The sequence below is a fragment of the Thauera sp. WH-1 genome, assembly GCF_047806685.1.
Lineage (GTDB): Bacteria > Pseudomonadota > Gammaproteobacteria > Burkholderiales > Rhodocyclaceae > Thauera.
The window spans coordinates 246417-262151 of the sequence record NZ_JBLQGP010000003.1 but is presented as its reverse complement, the minus strand read 5'-3'; the positions used below and the strand labels follow the sequence as shown (position 1 = coordinate 262151).

The 15735-nt window shown below is 66.7% G+C and carries 14 protein-coding genes, 1 tRNA gene and 1 pseudogene; 10 read left to right on the top strand and 6 right to left on the bottom strand.

The features are described 5' to 3' along the window. Nucleotides 1-75 precede the first annotated feature (75 nt). The 7 genes from ACMV5O_RS05455 to ACMV5O_RS05425 all read left to right on the top strand — a co-directional run bounded on the left by ACMV5O_RS05455 (nucleotide 76) and on the right by ACMV5O_RS05425 (nucleotide 8182). Nucleotides 76-1998, top strand: coding sequence for a PrkA family serine protein kinase (locus ACMV5O_RS05455; protein ID WP_416162541.1), 1923 nt, complete (start codon nucleotides 76-78; stop codon nucleotides 1996-1998). A gap of 66 nt (nucleotides 1999-2064) precedes the next feature. Then, the gene (locus tag ACMV5O_RS05450) at nucleotides 2065-3330 is read left to right on the top strand and encodes a YeaH/YhbH family protein (protein ID WP_416162540.1); all 1266 of its coding nucleotides are present in this window, start codon (nucleotides 2065-2067) and stop codon (nucleotides 3328-3330) included. 5 nt (nucleotides 3331-3335) lie between these two features. Then, nucleotides 3336-4874 (top strand): SpoVR family protein, encoded by a 1539-nt coding sequence (locus ACMV5O_RS05445; RefSeq protein ID WP_416162569.1) that lies wholly within the window; start codon nucleotides 3336-3338, stop codon nucleotides 4872-4874. Nucleotides 4875-4941: 67 nt separating this feature from the next. Then, on the top strand, nucleotides 4942-6474 hold the full coding sequence (locus ACMV5O_RS05440; protein ID WP_416162539.1) for an NAD(P)H-hydrate dehydratase: 1533 nt from the start codon (nucleotides 4942-4944) through the stop codon (nucleotides 6472-6474). Between the two features lie 78 nt (nucleotides 6475-6552). Further along, the gene (gene nadC / locus ACMV5O_RS05435) at nucleotides 6553-7398 is read left to right on the top strand and encodes a carboxylating nicotinate-nucleotide diphosphorylase (protein ID WP_416162538.1); all 846 of its coding nucleotides are present in this window, start codon (nucleotides 6553-6555) and stop codon (nucleotides 7396-7398) included. 31 nt (nucleotides 7399-7429) lie between these two features. Continuing rightward, the gene (locus ACMV5O_RS05430) at nucleotides 7430-8002 is read left to right on the top strand and encodes a DUF2946 family protein (protein ID WP_416162537.1); all 573 of its coding nucleotides are present in this window, start codon (nucleotides 7430-7432) and stop codon (nucleotides 8000-8002) included. Nucleotides 8003-8097: 95 nt separating this feature from the next. Next, a tRNA-Leu gene (locus tag ACMV5O_RS05425) sits at nucleotides 8098-8182 on the top strand. A gap of 80 nt (nucleotides 8183-8262) precedes the next feature. Here ACMV5O_RS05425 and ACMV5O_RS05420 read toward each other — a convergent pair. Then, nucleotides 8263-9018: pseudogene (locus ACMV5O_RS05420) on the bottom strand (LysR family transcriptional regulator); the annotation flags it as partial. A gap of 238 nt (nucleotides 9019-9256) precedes the next feature. Between ACMV5O_RS05420 and ACMV5O_RS05415 the strand changes: the two are divergent. Beyond that, nucleotides 9257-9979: a DODA-type extradiol aromatic ring-opening family dioxygenase gene (locus ACMV5O_RS05415; protein ID WP_416162536.1), complete on the top strand. Its 723-nt coding sequence runs from the start codon at nucleotides 9257-9259 to the stop codon at nucleotides 9977-9979. After that, complete coding sequence (locus ACMV5O_RS05410; protein WP_416162535.1) at nucleotides 9976-10530, top strand: cytochrome b; 555 nt, start codon at nucleotides 9976-9978, stop codon at nucleotides 10528-10530. Before ACMV5O_RS05415 ends, ACMV5O_RS05410 begins: the two co-directional genes overlap by 4 nt. A 3-nt stretch (nucleotides 10531-10533) precedes the next feature. Here ACMV5O_RS05410 and thrC read toward each other — a convergent pair whose 3' ends face one another. Beyond that, a complete protein-coding gene (gene thrC / locus ACMV5O_RS05405; protein ID WP_416162534.1) occupies nucleotides 10534-11991 on the bottom strand; it encodes a threonine synthase in 1458 nt (485 codons plus the stop codon). A gap of 149 nt (nucleotides 11992-12140) precedes the next feature. Between thrC and ACMV5O_RS05400 the strand changes: the two genes are divergently transcribed. Then, on the top strand, nucleotides 12141-12986 hold the full coding sequence (locus tag ACMV5O_RS05400; protein WP_416162533.1) for a tellurite resistance TerB family protein: 846 nt from the start codon (nucleotides 12141-12143) through the stop codon (nucleotides 12984-12986). Nucleotides 12987-13058: 72 nt separating this feature from the next. Here the strand turns inward: ACMV5O_RS05400 and ACMV5O_RS05395 are convergent, their stop codons facing one another. The 4 genes from ACMV5O_RS05395 to ACMV5O_RS05380 all read right to left on the bottom strand — a co-directional run bounded on the left by ACMV5O_RS05395 (nucleotide 13059) and on the right by ACMV5O_RS05380 (nucleotide 15668). Next, a complete protein-coding gene (locus ACMV5O_RS05395; RefSeq protein ID WP_416162532.1) occupies nucleotides 13059-13271 on the bottom strand; it encodes a dodecin in 213 nt (70 codons plus the stop codon). 35 nt (nucleotides 13272-13306) lie between these two features. Continuing rightward, nucleotides 13307-13483, bottom strand: a complete 177-nt coding sequence (locus tag ACMV5O_RS05390) for a hypothetical protein (protein WP_416162531.1) — start codon at nucleotides 13481-13483, stop codon at nucleotides 13307-13309. 103 nt (nucleotides 13484-13586) lie between these two features. Then, nucleotides 13587-14261 (bottom strand): MOSC domain-containing protein, encoded by a 675-nt coding sequence (locus ACMV5O_RS05385; protein ID WP_416162530.1) that lies wholly within the window; start codon nucleotides 14259-14261, stop codon nucleotides 13587-13589. A gap of 99 nt (nucleotides 14262-14360) precedes the next feature. Further along, a complete protein-coding gene (locus ACMV5O_RS05380) occupies nucleotides 14361-15668 on the bottom strand; it encodes a homoserine dehydrogenase (RefSeq protein ID WP_416162529.1) in 1308 nt (435 codons plus the stop codon). Between the last annotated feature and the right edge of the window lie 67 nt (nucleotides 15669-15735).

The following is a 15735-nucleotide window of genomic DNA, read 5'->3' as shown; positions in this document are numbered from 1 at the left end:
CGGCATTTGCAAGATCACCGAATGTTGCGGCAAGCTTTTTCCCACGCCGCATCAGGCTCGCACAGGAGACACCCCATGAGCATCTTCAATGCCTATCAGGCGCGCTTCGAGGCTGCCCGCGAGGAGGAGATGTCCCTCCAGGACTACCTCGAGTTGTGTCGCGCCGACCGCATGGCCTACGCCACTGCCGCCGAGAGGATGCTCTCCGCCATCGGCGAGCCCGAACTGGTCGACACCCGGCTCGACCCGCGGCTGTCGCGCATCTTCTCCAACAAGATCATCAAGCTCTACCCGGCCTTCCGCGATTTCTACGGCATGGAGGAGGTCATCGAGAATATCGTGTCCTACTTCCGCCACGCCGCCCAGGGCCTGGAAGAGAAGAAGCAGATCCTCTACCTGCTCGGCCCGGTGGGCGGCGGCAAGTCCTCGCTCGCCGAGAAACTCAAGAGCCTGATCGAGCACGTGCCCTTCTACGCGATCAAGGGTTCGCCGGTGCATGAGTCGCCGTTGGGCCTGTTCAACGCGGCCGAGGATGCCCACATCCTCGAGGGCGACTTCGGCATCCCGCGCCGTTATCTCAACACCATCATGAGCCCGTGGGCGGTCAAGCGCCTGCATGAATTCGGCGGGGACATCACCAAGTTCCGCGTGGTCAAGCTCAGCCCCTCGGTGCTCAAGCAGACCGCGGTGGCCAAAACCGAGCCCGGCGACGAGAACAACCAGGACATCTCGTCCCTGGTCGGCAAGATCGACATCCGCAAGCTCGAGCAGTTCTCGCAGGACGACCCGGACGCCTACAGCTACTCCGGCGGCCTGTGCCTGGCCAACCGCGGCCTGCTCGAATTCGTCGAGATGTTCAAGGCCCCGATCAAGGTGCTGCACCCGCTGCTGACCGCCACCCAGGAAGGCAACTACAAGGGCACCGAGGGCTTCGGCGCGATCCCCTTCGACGGCATCGTGATGGCGCACTCGAACGAGTCCGAGTGGGTCGCGTTCAAGAACAACAAGAACAACGAGGCCTTCCTTGACCGCATCTACACGGTCAAGGTGCCCTACTGCCTGCGCGTGTCGGACGAGATCCGCATCTACGAGAAGCTGCTGGTGCACAGCTCGCTGTCGGAAGCGCCCTGCGCCCCGGACACGCTGAAGATGATGGCGCAGTTCGCCGTGCTGTCGCGCCTGAAGGAGCCGGAGAACTCGAGCATCTACTCGAAGATGCGCGTCTATGACGGCGAGAACCTCAAGGACACCGACCCCAAGGCCAAGAGCTATCAGGAGTACCGCGACTACGCCGGCGTCGACGAGGGCATGACGGGCTTGTCTACGCGCTTCGCCTTCAAGGTGCTGTCCAAGGTGTTCAACTTCGACCACCGCGAGGTCGCCGCCAACCCGGTGCATCTGATGTACGTGCTGGAGCAGCAGATCGAGGCCGAGCAATACCCGGCCGAGGCAGAGGCGCGCTACATGGGCTTCATCAAGGAGTACCTGGCGCCGCGCTACGCCGAGTTCATCGGCAAGGAGATCCAGACCGCCTACCTCGAGAGCTACTCCGAGTACGGCCAGAACATCTTCGACCGCTACGTGATCTACGCCGACTTCTGGATCCAGGACCAGGAGTTCCGCGACCCCAACACCGGCGAGATTCTCGACCGCGCGGCGCTCAACGAGGAGTTGGAGAAGATCGAGAAGCCGGCCGGCATCAGCAACCCGAAGGACTTCCGCAACGAGGTGGTGAACTTCGTGCTGCGCGCCCGCGCCAAGCACGACGGCCGCAACCCGAGCTGGACCTCCTACGAGAAGCTGCGCGCGGTGATCGAGAAGAAGATGTTCTCCAACACCGAGGACCTGCTGCCGGTCATCAGCTTCAACGCCAAGGCCAGCGCCGACGAGCAGAAGAAGCACCAGGACTTCGTCGATCGCATGATCGACAAGGGCTACACCGAGAAGCAGGTGCGACTGCTGTGCGAGTGGTACCTGCGCGTGCGCAAGTCGTCGTAAGGCTGCCACAGGGGCGCGGCGGGGCCGGATGCCTCGCCCGCCCGGGGCATGGCACAGGGAGGAGATATGGTCCGCATCATCGACCGACGCTTCGACAGCAAGAACAAGAGCGCGGTCAACCGCCAGCGCTTCATGCGCCGCTTCAAGCAGCAGATCCGCAAGGCGGTGTCTGAGGCCATTCACGGTCGTTCCATCCGTGACCTGGACAACGGCGAGCAGATCTCCATCCCCGCTCGCGACCTCTCCGAGCCCTCGCTGCATCACGGCAAGGGCGGTGTCTGGGAGCAGGTCTTTCCGGGCAACGACCAGTTCAGCACCGGCGACCGCATCAATCGCCCGCTGGGCGGCAGCGGGGGCTCGGGCAAGGGCAAGGCGAGCAACGAGGGCGAGCACGAAGACGATTTCGTCTTCCAGCTCTCGCGCGAGGAGTTCCTCGACCTCTTCTTCGAGGACCTCGAGCTGCCGCGCCTGGTACGCACCCAACTCGCCAAGGTCACCGACTACAAGACCCAGCGCGCCGGCTTCAAGTCCGATGGGACGCCGGCCAACATCAACATCATCCGCTCGATGCGGGGTGCGCTCGGGCGCCGGCTGGCGCTCGGCTCACCCTACAGCGCACGCATCCGCGAGCTGCAGCAGGCGCTCGAGGATGCGCTGGCCGGCGGCGGCGAGGACAGCGATGAGGTGCGAGCCCTGCGCGAAGAGCTCGGTGCGCTGCGTGCCAAGGTCGAGCGCATTCCCTTCATCGACAGCTTCGATCTGCGCTACAACAACCGCATCAAGGTGCCGCGACCGACCACCCAGGCGGTGATGTTCTGCGTGATGGACGTCTCCGGCTCGATGGACGAGGAGCGCAAGTCGATCGCCAAGCGCTTCTTCATGCTGCTGTACCTGTTCCTGACCCGCAGCTACGAGCACATCGAAGTCGTCTTCATTCGTCATCACACCGTGGCAAAGGAGGTCGACGAGGACGAATTCTTCCACTCGCGCGAGTCGGGCGGCACCGTGGTGTCGAGCGCCCTGGTGATGATGCGCGACATCCTGCGCGAGCGCTACGCCAACGGCCAGTGGAACATCTACGGCGCCCAAGCCTCGGATGGCGACAACTGGGACAACGATTCGCCGATCTGCGGCCGCCTGCTGAACAACGAGATCCTGCCCTGGTGCCAGTATTTCGCCTACATCGAGATCACCGCCGGCGAGCCGCAGAACCTGTGGCGCGAGTACGCCAAGCTCAGCGGCGAACACGACAACTTCGCCATGCAGCGCATCGAGTCGCCGGCCGACATCTACCCGGTGTTCCGCGAACTGTTCAAGAAGACCATCGCATGAATGCCATGACGACCCTGGAAAGCCGCAAGCACAGGAAGGCGCCGCTGCCCAGCGGCTCGGAATGGACCGCCGAGGCAATCGAGCGCTACAACAGCGAGATCGCCCGCGTGGCGGCCGAGTTCGGCCTCGACATCTACCCGGTGCAGATCGAGGTCATCACCGCCGAGCAGATGATGGATGCCTACGCCTCGGTGGGCATGCCGGTCAACTACCATCACTGGTCCTTCGGCAAGCACTTCCTCGCCACCGAAAAGGGCTACAAACGCGGTCAGATGGGCCTGGCCTACGAGATCGTGATCAACTCCAACCCCTGCATCGCCTACCTGATGGAGGAGAACACGCTGACGATGCAGGGCCTGGTCATCGCCCATGCCGCCTACGGCCACAACAGCTTCTTCAAGGGCAATTACCTGTTCCGCTCGTGGACCAATGCCGACGCGATCATCGACTACCTGGTGTTCGCGCGCAATTACGTCACCCAGTGCGAGGAGCGGTACGGCGAAGAGGCGGTCGAGCTGCTGCTCGACTCCTGCCACGCCCTGATGAACCTCGGCGTCGATCGCTACAAGCGCCCGCCCAAGCTGTCGCTGGCGAAGGAAAAACTGCGCCAGCAGGAACGCGAGGAATACCTGCAGAGCCAGGTCAATGACCTGTGGCGCACGCTTCCGGTGCACGACACCCGGCCCGGCCCCAAGCAGGAACAGCGCTTCCCGCCCGAGCCGGAAGAGAACCTGCTCTACTTCATCGAGAAGAACGCGCCGCTGCTCGAGCCCTGGCAGCGCGAAGTCGTGCGCATCGTGCGCAAGATCGCGCAGTACTTCTTCCCCCAGCGCCAGACCCAGGTCATGAACGAGGGCTGGGCCACCTTCTGGCACTACACCCTGCTCAACACGCTCTACGACGAAGGCCTGGTCGCAGACAGCTTCATGCTGGAGTTCCTGCAGTCGCACACCAACGTGGTGTATCAGCCGCCCTACAACAGTCGCTGGTTCAGCGGACTGAACCCCTATGCGCTCGGCTTCGCCATGTGGCAGGACATCCGCCGCATGTGCGAGCACCCGGACGACGAGGATCGGCGCTGGTTCCCCGAGATCGCCGGCAGCAACTGGCTCGAGACCTTCGACTTCGCGATGCGCAACTTCAAGGACGAGAGCTTCATCGCGCAATACCTGTCGCCCAAGGTGATGCGCGACTTCCGTCTGTTCGCCGTGCTCGATGACGACCGCAAGGACAAGCTGGAGGTCTCCGCCATACACGACGACAGCGGCTATCGGCGCGTGCGCGAGATCCTCTCCGACCAGTACAACCTCGGCGCACGCGAACCCAACGTGCAGGTGTGGAACGTCGATCTGCGCGGCGACCGCTCGCTGACCCTGCGCCACCAGCCCTATCACCGTCGCCCGCTCGCCGACAGCACCGACGAGGTGCTGCGACACGTCGCCCGCCTATGGGGCTTCACGGTCCGCCTGGAAGCCGTCGGCGACGATGGCAGCGTCGAACTGAGCAACGAGATCCGCCCCGAAAAGCCCCGCCCCGGTTACTGACGCACCGCAGCGCATCCGCCAGACCACCGAGGCAGTAGAATCCGGGCTCACTTCTGGGAGTCTTCGCATGTTCAGCCCCTTGCGGCCCATCTATCCCGTCGCCGGCATCCGCGCCATCGAGAACAAGCTCATCCCCAGCGCCCGCCCGCCCCTGATGGAACGGGCCGGGCGGGCGGCCGCCGAGGATGCGGTGCGCCTGATCATGGACCGCCCCGGCCCCATCCTTGTCGCTTGCGGCCCCGGCAACAACGGTGGTGACGGTTTCGTCATGGCGCGCCAGCTCGCCCAGGCCGGGCGCGAGGTGATCGTCGCCTTCTGCGCAACGGCCGACAGGTTGCCGGCCGAGGCAGCCAAGGCGCACGCGGATTACGTCGCCGCCGGTGGTACCGTCGTGTCCGACCTGCCGGCGGCGCCGGCCAACGGCTGGGCGCTGGTGGTCGACGCCCTGTTCGGCATCGGCCTCGTTCGTCCAGTCGAAGGCCGCTACGCCAGCTGGATCAACACCCTGAACGCCCAGCCGGCGCCCCGCATGGCACTTGACGTGCCCAGCGGGCTCAATGCCGATTCGGGCGAGCCGCTCGGCGCCACCTTCTGCGCCACCCACACCACCACCTTCATCGCGCTCAAGCCTGGCCTGCTCACCAATGATGGTCCGGACTATTGCGGCGAAATCAGCGTCCAGCGCATCGACATCGACGCCGAGGCCTGGCTGCCCGCAAGCGGCCACGCCATCGCACCCTCGCTCTTTCGCGGCCTGCTGCGGCCGCGCCCGCGCAACACGCACAAGGGCATCTACGGCGACGCAGGCATCCTCGGCGGCAACACGGGCATGGTGGGTGCCGCCTTGCTCGCCGGCCGTGCGGCGCTCTGGCTCGGGACCGGGCGCGTGTATGTCGGCCTGCTCGACGAGCATGGGCCGGCGGTCGACCTCGTCCGGCCCGAGCTGATGCTGCGCCACGCGCGCAGCCTGCCCGAGCGGCTCAGCGCCCTGGCCGTGGGCCCCGGTCTCGGCACCCAGGCGGCATCCGAAGGACTGCTCGCCGCCGCCCTCGAGCGAGAGATCCCGCTCGTGCTCGATGCCGACGCGCTCAACCTGATCGGTACCGACCCTGGCCTCAGCGCGGCGCTGGGCGCCCGCCAGGCCCCCAGCCTGCTGACCCCCCATCCGGCCGAGGCTGCGCGCATGCTCGGCTGCGACACCGCCAGCGTGCAGCGCGACCGCCTGCGCGCCGCACTGGAGATCGCGCGCCGCTACCAGGCGCTGGTCGTGCTCAAGGGCTGCGGCAGCATCATCGCCACCGCGGACGGGCGCTGGTTCATCAACGGCAGCGGTCACCCCGGCATGGCCAGCGCCGGCATGGGCGACGTTCTCACCGGCCTCACCGTCGGCCTGCTCGCCCAGGGCTGGCCCCCCGAGTCGGCCCTGATCGCCGCGGTGCACCTGCACGGTGCGGCAGCCGATCGGCTCGCGCGCGAAGGTATCGGCCCCGTCGGCCTCACCGCCAGCGAGACCATCGACGCGGCGCGGGGCGTCTTCAACGGCTGGCTGATCGAGGCGCAGCGACCGCCCCGCAACGCCGCCCCACGCACCCCGCGGTGAGTGCAGCGGGCGCCGCCCCGGCTGCGGCCTGGGCCAGGTGCTAGAATCCGCCCCTGTCCTCCTCTCGTGGCCGCCACCATGCTCTCCGAACAGCTCCGCGTCGAAATCCAGCGCAACATCGCAGCCTCGCTCGCCGAGGACATCGGCACCGGCGACCTCACGGCGAGGCTGATCGCCCCCGAGACCGAAGCGCGCGGCCGGGTCATCACCCGCGAGGACGCCATCATCTGCGGCACGGCCTGGTTCGACGCCGCCTTCGCCGCGCTCAGCCCCGCAGCCGTCGTACACTGGCACGTCAAGGACGGCGACCGCGTCCAGCCTGGCGAGGTGCTGTGCGAGATCCTCGCCCGCGCCCGCGTGCTCCTGACCGCCGAGCGCACCGCGCTCAACTTCCTCCAGTTGCTGTCGGGCACGGCCACGGTGACGCGGCGCTTCGTGGATGCGGTCGAAGGCACGAAGGCGCGCATCGTCGATACCCGCAAGACCCTCCCCGGCCTGCGCCTGGCGCAGAAATACGCGGTCGCGATAGGGGGCGGCACCAATCACCGCGTCGGTCTCTACGACGGCATCCTGATCAAGGAGAACCACATCATCGCCGCCGGCGGCATCCACGAGGTGGTGGAGCAGGCACGCCTGATCGCACCCTCCAACGTCTTCATCGAGGTCGAGGTCGAGACCCTCGAGCAGTTGGAGGAGGCACTCGATGCCGACGTCACGATGATCCTGCTCGACAACATGAGCCTGGAACAGATGCGCGAGGCCGTCGCCATCACCGCCGGCCGTGCGGAGCTCGAAGCCTCGGGCGGCGTGAACCTGGAACGCGTGCGGGCCATCGCCGAGACGGGTGTCGACCGCATCTCGATCGGCACCCTGACCAAGGACGTACGCGCACTCGATCTGTCGCTGCGGCATATCGAGGAATGAGCCCGCAGGCCGGCCTCGGGCGCGCATGACCATGACCACCCCTGTGCCCCACTGGCCCGACGTCCCCGCCTGCTATGGCTGGCTGTCGCTCGACGCGCGTGGCAACTGGCGCCTGAAGGAAGAGCGCATCGCCCACCCGGGGCTGATCGCCTTTCTCAACGCCCACTACGCGCATGACGCCGAGGGTAACTGGCTCGTCAACAACGGTCCGCAGCGCGTCTATGTGCGCCTCGAACGCGCCCCGCTGGTGCTGCGCCTGCAGCCCGACGGCCGCCTGTCGAGCCATACCGGGCGCGCCGTCACACCCCGCGCGCCCGTATGCATCGACGAGGAAGGCTGCGTCGTCCTTGCCACCGATGCCGGACCGGGCGTGGTCGATGATCGCGATCTCGCGAGCTTCGTTGCCGAACTGCGCGATGGGCAGGGCCAGCCCGCCAGCGACGAAACGCTGCTCGCCACCCTCACCGGCACCGCCGTCGAGGCGCTGTTCTGGCGCGGGCACAGGCTCGTCGCCTGCCCGCGGAGCGCGCTTGCGGCCCGCTTCGGTTTTCAGCTCGATCCCCAGGCCGCAGACGCCGCTGCCGGGCCGCGCGGCAGCGCTTGACGGCCACCCGGGGGTCGCGGCTATAATCCGCGCCCTCGTGCAGCACCGCCGGCAAGCAACACGCTGGCGCCACTGAAAGGCTGTTGCGCGGGAATGCCTTGGTGGTGAAATTGGTAGACACGCTATCTTGAGGGGGTAGTGGCGAAAGCCGTGCGAGTTCGAGTCTCGCCCAAGGCACCATCTCCCGGCCGTTCGGCCGAGAGTCCTTCCGCCAGAAAGTCGATCAGCATCCGCACCCGATGCGGCACATGGCGATTGCTCGGCAACACCGCGAAAATGCCCAGTTCGGGCGGCGCAAAGGCGTCGAGGATCGCTTCGACCTTGCCGCTGGCAAGCGCCTCTTCCGCGATGAAATCCGGCTGCACCGAAATCCCCAGGCCGCGAATCGTGGCTTCCATCAGCGCATCGCCGTTGTTGGCATTGAGGCGACAGCGCGGCGTATGGTTCTCAGCCCGACCATCGACGCTGAAGCGCCATGGCTGACTGCCCGATCGCGTCATGTAACCCAGGCAGTCGTGGTGCGCGAGCTCGCGCGGATACTGCGGCCGGCCATGTTGCGACAGGTAGGCGGGCGCGGCGACCACGAGCAGACGGCAGCTTGCCAGGCGGCGCACGATGTCGCCGGGCTCGAGCTCCGCAGTGATGCGGATCGCCAGCTCGAAGCCCTCCTCGATCAGGTTCACCTTGCGGTCGGCATACTCCGTGTCCAGCCCGACCTCGGGGTAGCGTTGCGAGAAGTCGAGCAAGAGCGGCGTCAGCCGGCGCAGCCCGAAGCTCAGCGGCAGACTCAGGCGAATCCTCCCGCGCGGCGTGGCGTGCTCCTGGGCGACATCGGCCTCGGCAACCTCGACCAGATTCAGGATCACCCGGCAGCGTTCGAGGAAGGCCGTACCGGCCGAACTCAAGGTCAGACGGCGGGTGCTGCGCTCCATGAGCTTGACCCCCAGATGGGCCTCGAGCGCAGCAATCTTGCGCGTCACGACCGAGCGCGCGATGCCCAGCTGCTGCGCGACCATCGAGAAACTGCCGGTCTCGGCCACGCGGACAAAGAGCTGCATTGCGTCCAAGCGGTCCATTGTTGTCATTCCTGCAACAGAAATGTCTTGATTGTGCGGTATCCGGGATTACGCGCGGGGCCTATAGTGGATTTAACGCGATTCACCCCGAACCGACATGCCCTCCAGCCTGCCCTCCCTGTTCGTCCCTCACGGCTCACCCCTGTTCGCCCTGCGCCCGGGCGCGGCCGGCGCTGCCATGGCTGAAACCGCTCGGCGCCTGCCGCAGCCCCGCGTCGTGGTCGTCGTCAGCGCCCATTGGGACACCACGGTGCCAACCGTCGGTTCTGCTGGGCGGCCGGAGACGATTCACGACTATTACGGCTTTCCAGCCAAGCTCTACCGCCTGCGCTACCCCGCCACCGGCTGCCGCGAAGCGGCCGAGGAAGTAGTGCAGACCCTCCTCGCCGCCGGCCTGGCGGTCGAGCGCGATGCGGTGCGTGGCCTCGACCATGGCGCCTGGATCCCGCTACGGACCATGTTTCCGGACGCCGATGTTCCGGTCGTGCCGTTGTCGATCCAGAGCCACGGCGGGCCCGCCGCGGCCTGGCAACTGGGGCGCAGTCTCGCGCCACTGGTCGAACGGGGCTTCCTGATCCTAGCCTCCGGCAACCTGACCCACAACCTGGCCGATTTCCGCTTCGGCGACGCGGGCAGGGCGGACACGCCCCCCTATGTCCGCCGCTTCGCCGACTGGTTCGGCGATCGCCTGTCGGCCGGCGACATCCCCGCCATCCTCGACTATCGCCAGCAGGCACCGGACGCCGCCCGCGCCCACCCGAGCGACGAGCACCTGCTCCCACTGTACGTGGCCCTCGGTGCGGCGGGTGAGCGCCCCTCAGCCCGGCGCCTACACGCAGGCATCGACGACCGTGTGCTGGCCATGGATATCTTCGCCTTCGAACAGGGAGTGCCCGCATGACGCCCGCCGTCCGCTACACCGCCACGGCGAAGCTGCTGCACTGGCTGATGGCGATCCTGATCCCGGCCGCGATGGCACTGGGCATGTATGTGGAAGGCCTGCCCTTCTCGCCCGAGAAGCTCAAGCTGATCTCGTGGCACAAGTGGGCCGGCGTGACGCTCTTCATGCTCGCCCTGCTGCGCCTGGGCTGGCGCTTGTTCCACCCGCCTCCGCCGCTGCCCGCGAGCATGTCGCCCATGCTGCGTTTTGCGGCCCATGCGGGCCACCTGCTGCTTTACGTCCTGATGCTGGCGATTCCGCTCACCGGCTGGCTGATGAGTTCGGCCAAGGGTGTGCCCACCGTGTGGTTCGGCATACTCCCGATCCCCGACCTGCTGGCGAAGGACGAAGCGCTCGGCAAGCTGCTGCAGGTCACCCACAAGTACCTCAACTGGCTGCTCGCCGCCACGCTTGCCGGTCACGTCGCGGCCGCGCTGAAGCACCACTTCGTCGACCGCGACGACATCCTCAGGCGCATGCTCCCCGGCAACGCCGACAAGCAGCGCCGGTGAGCCTTACTGCGGCGTGACGCGCTCGGTGATGAAGCGCTTGATCGCATCGACATCGGGCGCCATCACCGTCACCCGCTGCGGCAGCTTCTCGATGCCCTCGAGGTCGGCCGGGCGCTCGGGCTCACGGCCGAGCGCCTCGACGATGGTCTCGGAGAACTTCACCGGCAAGGCGGTCTCCAGCACCAGCAGCGGCACGCCCGCCCGCAACTCGGCCGCATGTTGCCAGGCCACCTTCACGCCGTCGGCGGTGTGAGTATCGATCATCACGCCATACTGCTCGAACACCTTGCGGATCGTCGCCAGGCGATCGGCGTGGCTGCTCGCGCCCGAGATGAAGCCGAAGTCGGCGATGCGCGCGAATTCGGCCGACGCCGACAGATCGAAGGGACGCCCGGCGTCGACCTCGGCCCACAGCGCGGCGACCCTCTGCGGGTCGCGACCGACCAGGTCGTAGACGAAGCGCTCGAAGTTTGACGCCTTCGAGATGTCCATCGACGGGCTCGAGGTGACATGCGTCTCGGCCGCCTTGCGCGGACGATAGATGCCGGTGCGGAAGAACTCGTCAAGCACGTCGTTCTCGTTGGTGGCGAGGATCAGCCGCGCCACCGGCAGGCCCATCTGGCGCGCAATGTGGCCGGCGCAGATGTTGCCGAAGTTGCCCGAGGGCACGCAGAAGGCGACCTGCTCGTCGTTGCTCTTCGTGGCCCCGAAATAGCCCTTGAAGTAGTAGACGATCTGCGCGGCCACGCGCGCCCAGTTGATCGAATTGACCGCGCCGATCTTGTGCGCGGCCTTGAAGCCGTGGTCATTGGAGACCGCCTTCACGATGTCCTGGGCATCATCGAACATGCCGGTGACGGCGATGTTGAAGATGTTGTCGTCCTGCAGCGAATACATCTGCGCGCGCTGGAAGGCGCTCATCTTGCCGTGCGGCGAGAGCATGAACACGCGCACGCCCTGCTTGCCGCGCATCGCGTACTCGGCGGCCGACCCGGTGTCGCCCGAGGTGGCACCGAGGATGTTGATCGTCTCGCCGCGCCTCGCCAGCACGTACTCGAACAGGTTGCCGAGCAACTGCATCGCCATGTCCTTGAAGGCGAGCGTGGGGCCGTTGGACAGTTCGAGCAGGCCGAGTCGCCCCTCTTCCAGCCAATGCACCGGCGTGATCTCGCCGGCATCGTCGCCCGCGCGCACGTGGCAATAGACCTCGGCCGTGTAGGTCTTGTCGCAGATGGCCTTGAGGTCGGCGGGCGGGATGTCGGTGATGAACTTCGAGAGGATTGCGAAGGCCAGCTCGGCGTACGAGAGGCCGCGCCAGGCATCGAGTTCGGCGCGGCTCACCTGCGGATAACGCTCGGGCAGGTAAAGACCGCCGTCCGGCGCAAGGCCACCGAGCAGGATGTCGCAGAATTCGGGGTTGGCGGGCTGACCGGCATGGCCACGGGTGGAGATGTACTTCACGAGGCAGTCCTTGAAATTGGAATCGTCGGCAGGCGGAGGGCCCCCACCGATGCGCGAAGCCGTGATTCTAACGAATCACGCCCGCGCACCGCACCCAATCGCCGTGGATGGCTACAATGGCTTCACCCACAACCGATCGGAGAGCACCCATGAACCTCGGCAACCTACTTGGTCAGATTCTGCAGCAGGGCATGGCCGGACAAGGCCGCTCGCGGCTCGAACACGCAGCAGGCCCGGGTGGCATCGGTGACCTGCTTGGCGCAGTGCTGGGTGGACAGACCGGCGCAACGAGCGGGCGCGCGGGCGGTGGCGGGCTAGGAGATCTTCTCGGTGCCGCGCTCGGTGGTGGCCGTGGCGCCGGCGGTGCGGGGCTGGACGATCTGTTGGGTGGCATGCTCGGTCAGCGCTCAGCCGCGCCCGCTGCTGGCGCAGGTGCGGGGGGACTGGGCGACTTGCTGGGGGGGCTGCTCGGCGGCGGGCGCAGCGCGTCCGGCGCGCAAGGACAGGGCAGCAGTGCGGCGATGGGGCTGCTGGCAACGATCGCACTCGCGGCGTTCAAGAACTGGAGCACCAAGCGCGCCTCGATGGCCGGCCTGACGGCGGGCGATGTATCGGCCCAGGAACTGTCGTCGATGACGGCGCCCGACACCGAGGCGCTGATCCTGCGCGCGATGATGTCGGCAGCGAAGGCGGATGGCGAGGTGGACGAGGCCGAGATCCAGCGCATCGTCGGCAAGCTCAGCGATGACGGCGTCAGTGCCGAGGAAAAGCGCTTTCTGATGGACGAGCTTCGCCGCCCGCTCGACCTGCAAGGCCTGATTGCCGAGGTGCCGAATCCGCTGGTGGGCGCCGAGGTCTATGCCGCCTCGCTGCTCGCGATCGATATCGACACCCCGGCTGAGGTCGCCTACCTGCGCCAGCTTGCACAGCGACTCGGACTGGACCCCGACACCGTCAGCCGCCTGCACCAGATCACCGGCGCGACGCCGGTCTGACGCGCAGCGATGGACGCCCCCTCGTCCATGCGGGCCGAATGGCCGAAGGGGCGCGGCGAAGCCTGACCCGCCTCAGCTCGTCTCGAGCCTGAAGCCCACCTTGAGCGTGACCTGGAAGTGCGCAACCTTGCCATCGACGACATGGCCGCGCGTCTCCAGAACCTCGAACCAGTCGATGTGGCGAATGCTTTCGGCCGCCGTCTCGATGGCGTTCTGAATCGCATCATCGGTGCCCTTGGTCGACGAGCCGACCAATTCGATCATCTTGTACACATGGCTGGACATGGTGTTCTCCCGGTGGTCGATTAAGCGCAGCAGTCTCAGGCTGGCGGCCGCTCCCGCTTCGCCTCTTCGCAGGGCCCCTCGCTCAACGCCTCTTGCGAACCCCGCGCCCCCGCCTCGCACTCGAAGCGACGCACGGCCGCCCGGTAACCGCGGATGCCCAGTACGGCGATGCCGAGGAGGATGAGTGCGAAGGTGATGAGTTTGAAGGTCATGGAAGGCCGTGCGGGTCCAGCGAGACGGTTGGGGACGGAGCCAGGCTGCTCCATGCCGCCCTGCAAGTGTAGCCGGTCGCACCGCGCTCCGCTCGCGGCGCCCTCAGGCCTTCGGGCTCAGTCCGTGGCGCTCCAGCCAGTCGGCCCGCTCCCGCCAGCGTTGTGCCTTCTCGGGTGCCAGTCCGACCGCCGCGGCGATGCGGCGCAAGGCAAGCGGATCGGGGCGGTGCGCGATTACCGTATCCCAGTAATCCGCGAGCGTGAGCCAGGGATTGGGCCGCTCCTCGAGCTCGATCAGATCACCGACGGCGACCTCACCGGGCGTCAGCACCGCGTAATACCAGCCGGTCACGCCGGCCGCCTCGACGAAGCGCGACGCGTCATCCACCTTCAGGCGGCGGTCGATCTTCCAGCAGGGCGAACGCGGCTGGCTCACTTGCACGCGGGCTTGACCGATGCGAAAGATGTCACCGACATGGACCTCGTGCTCGGTGAGGCCGTGCGTGCTGATGTTCTCGCCCAGCACGCCCGCGCCGAGCAGGGCCGCGCATTGCGGCCATTGCGCGGCAAGGACCGCGTAATGCTCGACCGGATAATGGTGCAAGGCCTTCCAGGGACCGCCGTGGTGACGCAGATCACCTTGCTCGTCGCCCTCCAGCCCGGTGGCGGTCAGGCGCAACGCACCTTCCACGGCGGTCTTGTGAATTGCCGTCGGCTCACCCTCGGGCAGCATCGGCCGTACCCGACCGGTGAAGATCTGATCGATGACGGTCTTCATGCCTCTCCTCCCCGGCGCCGCTCCATCGCGCCCGGCGATGCAGTTGACGAAAAAGGCCGCTCCAGCGGGAACGGCCCTGGTCGCGGTTTCAGCCCGGGATCACAGGCTTTCCATGCGCAGCTTGGTCACCTTGCCCTGCACCACCGGCAAGGCCTCGATCTTGCTGATCGCGGCATTGGCATTGCGCTCCACCGTCTGGTGGGTGAGCAGGATGATGTCGGTGTGGGTCTCGCCCTCGGCCGCTTCCTTCTGGATCAGGGCCTCGATCGAGATGTCGCTGTCGGCCAGGATGCGGGTGATGTCAGCGAGCACGCCCGGCTTGTCGGCCACACACATGCGCAGATAGTAGGAGGTGACGACCTCCTCGATCGGCAGCACCGGCAGGTCCTGCACCTGATCGGGCTGGAAGGCCAGGTGCGGCACCCGGTGCTCGGGGTCGGCGGTATGCAGGCGGGTGACATCGACCAGGTCGGCGATGACAGCCGAAGCCGTGGGCTCGGCGCCGGCGCCCTTGCCGTAGTAGAGCGTGGCGCCGACCGCATCGGCCTGCACCAGCACCGCATTCATCGCACCCTCGACGTTGGCGATCAGGCGCTTGGCCGGGATCAGGGTCGGATGCACGCGCAACTCCACGCCGGCGTCGCGCATGCGGGCGATGCCGAGCAGCTTGATGCGGTAACCGAGTTGCTCCGCGTAGCCGATATCGACCGAGTCGAGCTTGCTGATGCCCTCGATGTAGGCCTTGTCGAACTGCATCGGGACACCGAAGGCGATCGCGCTCATGATTGTCGCCTTGTGGGCGGCATCCACGCCCTCGATGTCGAAGGTCGGGTCGGCTTCTGCGTAGCCGAGCGCCTGCGCTTCCTTCAGCACCTCGGCGAAGGGCAGGCCCTTGTCGCGCATCTCGGACAGGATGAAGTTGGTCGTGCCGTTGATGATGCCCGCCAGCCATTCGATGCGGTTGGCGGTCAGGCCCTCGCGCAACGCCTTGATGATGGGGATGCCACCGGCGACCGCCGCTTCGAAGGCCACCATCACGCCTCTCGCTTGCGCCGCGGCGAAGATTTCGTTGCCATGCACCGCGAGCAGCGCCTTGTTGGCGGTGACCACGTGCTTGCCGTTCTCGATCGCCTTGAGCACCAGCTCCTTGGCCACGCCGTAGCCGCCAATGAGCTCGACCACGATGTCGATCTCGGGATCGGTGACGACGGCGAAGGCGTCATCGGTGAGCTTGGCTGCGCCGCCGGTGACCTTGCGCGCGAGTTCCAGATTTTTGTCGGCCACGGTGGTGATGACGATCGGGCGACCGGCGCGCCGGGTGATTTCCTCGGCGTTGCGCTTCAAAACGGTGAAGGTGCCGCCGCCGACGGTACCGATGCCAAGAAGGCCAACATTGATGGGTTTCATTTTTTGCGTCAGGAATCAGGAGTGAGGAGGCAGGAGCGAGACGACGCCGGGGCCGTCTCCCGGTGAA

Excerpts from the sequence above, each read along its gene's own strand:
- ACMV5O_RS05455 (WP_416162541.1), top strand. The coding sequence starts at position 76 with ATGAGCATCTTCAATGCCTATCAGGCGCGCTTCGAGGCTGCCCGCGAG.
- ACMV5O_RS05450 (WP_416162540.1), top strand. The coding sequence starts at position 2,065 with ATGGTCCGCATCATCGACCGACGCTTCGACAGCAAGAACAAGAGCGCG.
- ACMV5O_RS05445 (WP_416162569.1), top strand. The coding sequence starts at position 3,336 with ATGACGACCCTGGAAAGCCGCAAGCACAGGAAGGCGCCGCTGCCCAGC.
- ACMV5O_RS05440 (WP_416162539.1), top strand. The coding sequence starts at position 4,942 with ATGTTCAGCCCCTTGCGGCCCATCTATCCCGTCGCCGGCATCCGCGCC.
- nadC (WP_416162538.1), top strand. The coding sequence starts at position 6,553 with ATGCTCTCCGAACAGCTCCGCGTCGAAATCCAGCGCAACATCGCAGCC.
- ACMV5O_RS05430 (WP_416162537.1), top strand. The coding sequence starts at position 7,430 with ATGACCACCCCTGTGCCCCACTGGCCCGACGTCCCCGCCTGCTATGGC.
- ACMV5O_RS05415 (WP_416162536.1), top strand. The coding sequence starts at position 9,257 with ATGGCTGAAACCGCTCGGCGCCTGCCGCAGCCCCGCGTCGTGGTCGTC.
- ACMV5O_RS05410 (WP_416162535.1), top strand. The coding sequence starts at position 9,976 with ATGACGCCCGCCGTCCGCTACACCGCCACGGCGAAGCTGCTGCACTGG.
- ACMV5O_RS05400 (WP_416162533.1), top strand. The coding sequence starts at position 12,141 with ATGAACCTCGGCAACCTACTTGGTCAGATTCTGCAGCAGGGCATGGCC.
- ACMV5O_RS05395 (WP_416162532.1), bottom strand. The coding sequence starts at position 13,271 with ATGTCCAGCCATGTGTACAAGATGATCGAATTGGTCGGCTCGTCGACC.
- ACMV5O_RS05390 (WP_416162531.1), bottom strand. The coding sequence starts at position 13,483 with ATGACCTTCAAACTCATCACCTTCGCACTCATCCTCCTCGGCATCGCC.
- ACMV5O_RS05385 (WP_416162530.1), bottom strand. The coding sequence starts at position 14,261 with ATGAAGACCGTCATCGATCAGATCTTCACCGGTCGGGTACGGCCGATG.
- ACMV5O_RS05380 (WP_416162529.1), bottom strand. The coding sequence starts at position 15,668 with ATGAAACCCATCAATGTTGGCCTTCTTGGCATCGGTACCGTCGGCGGC.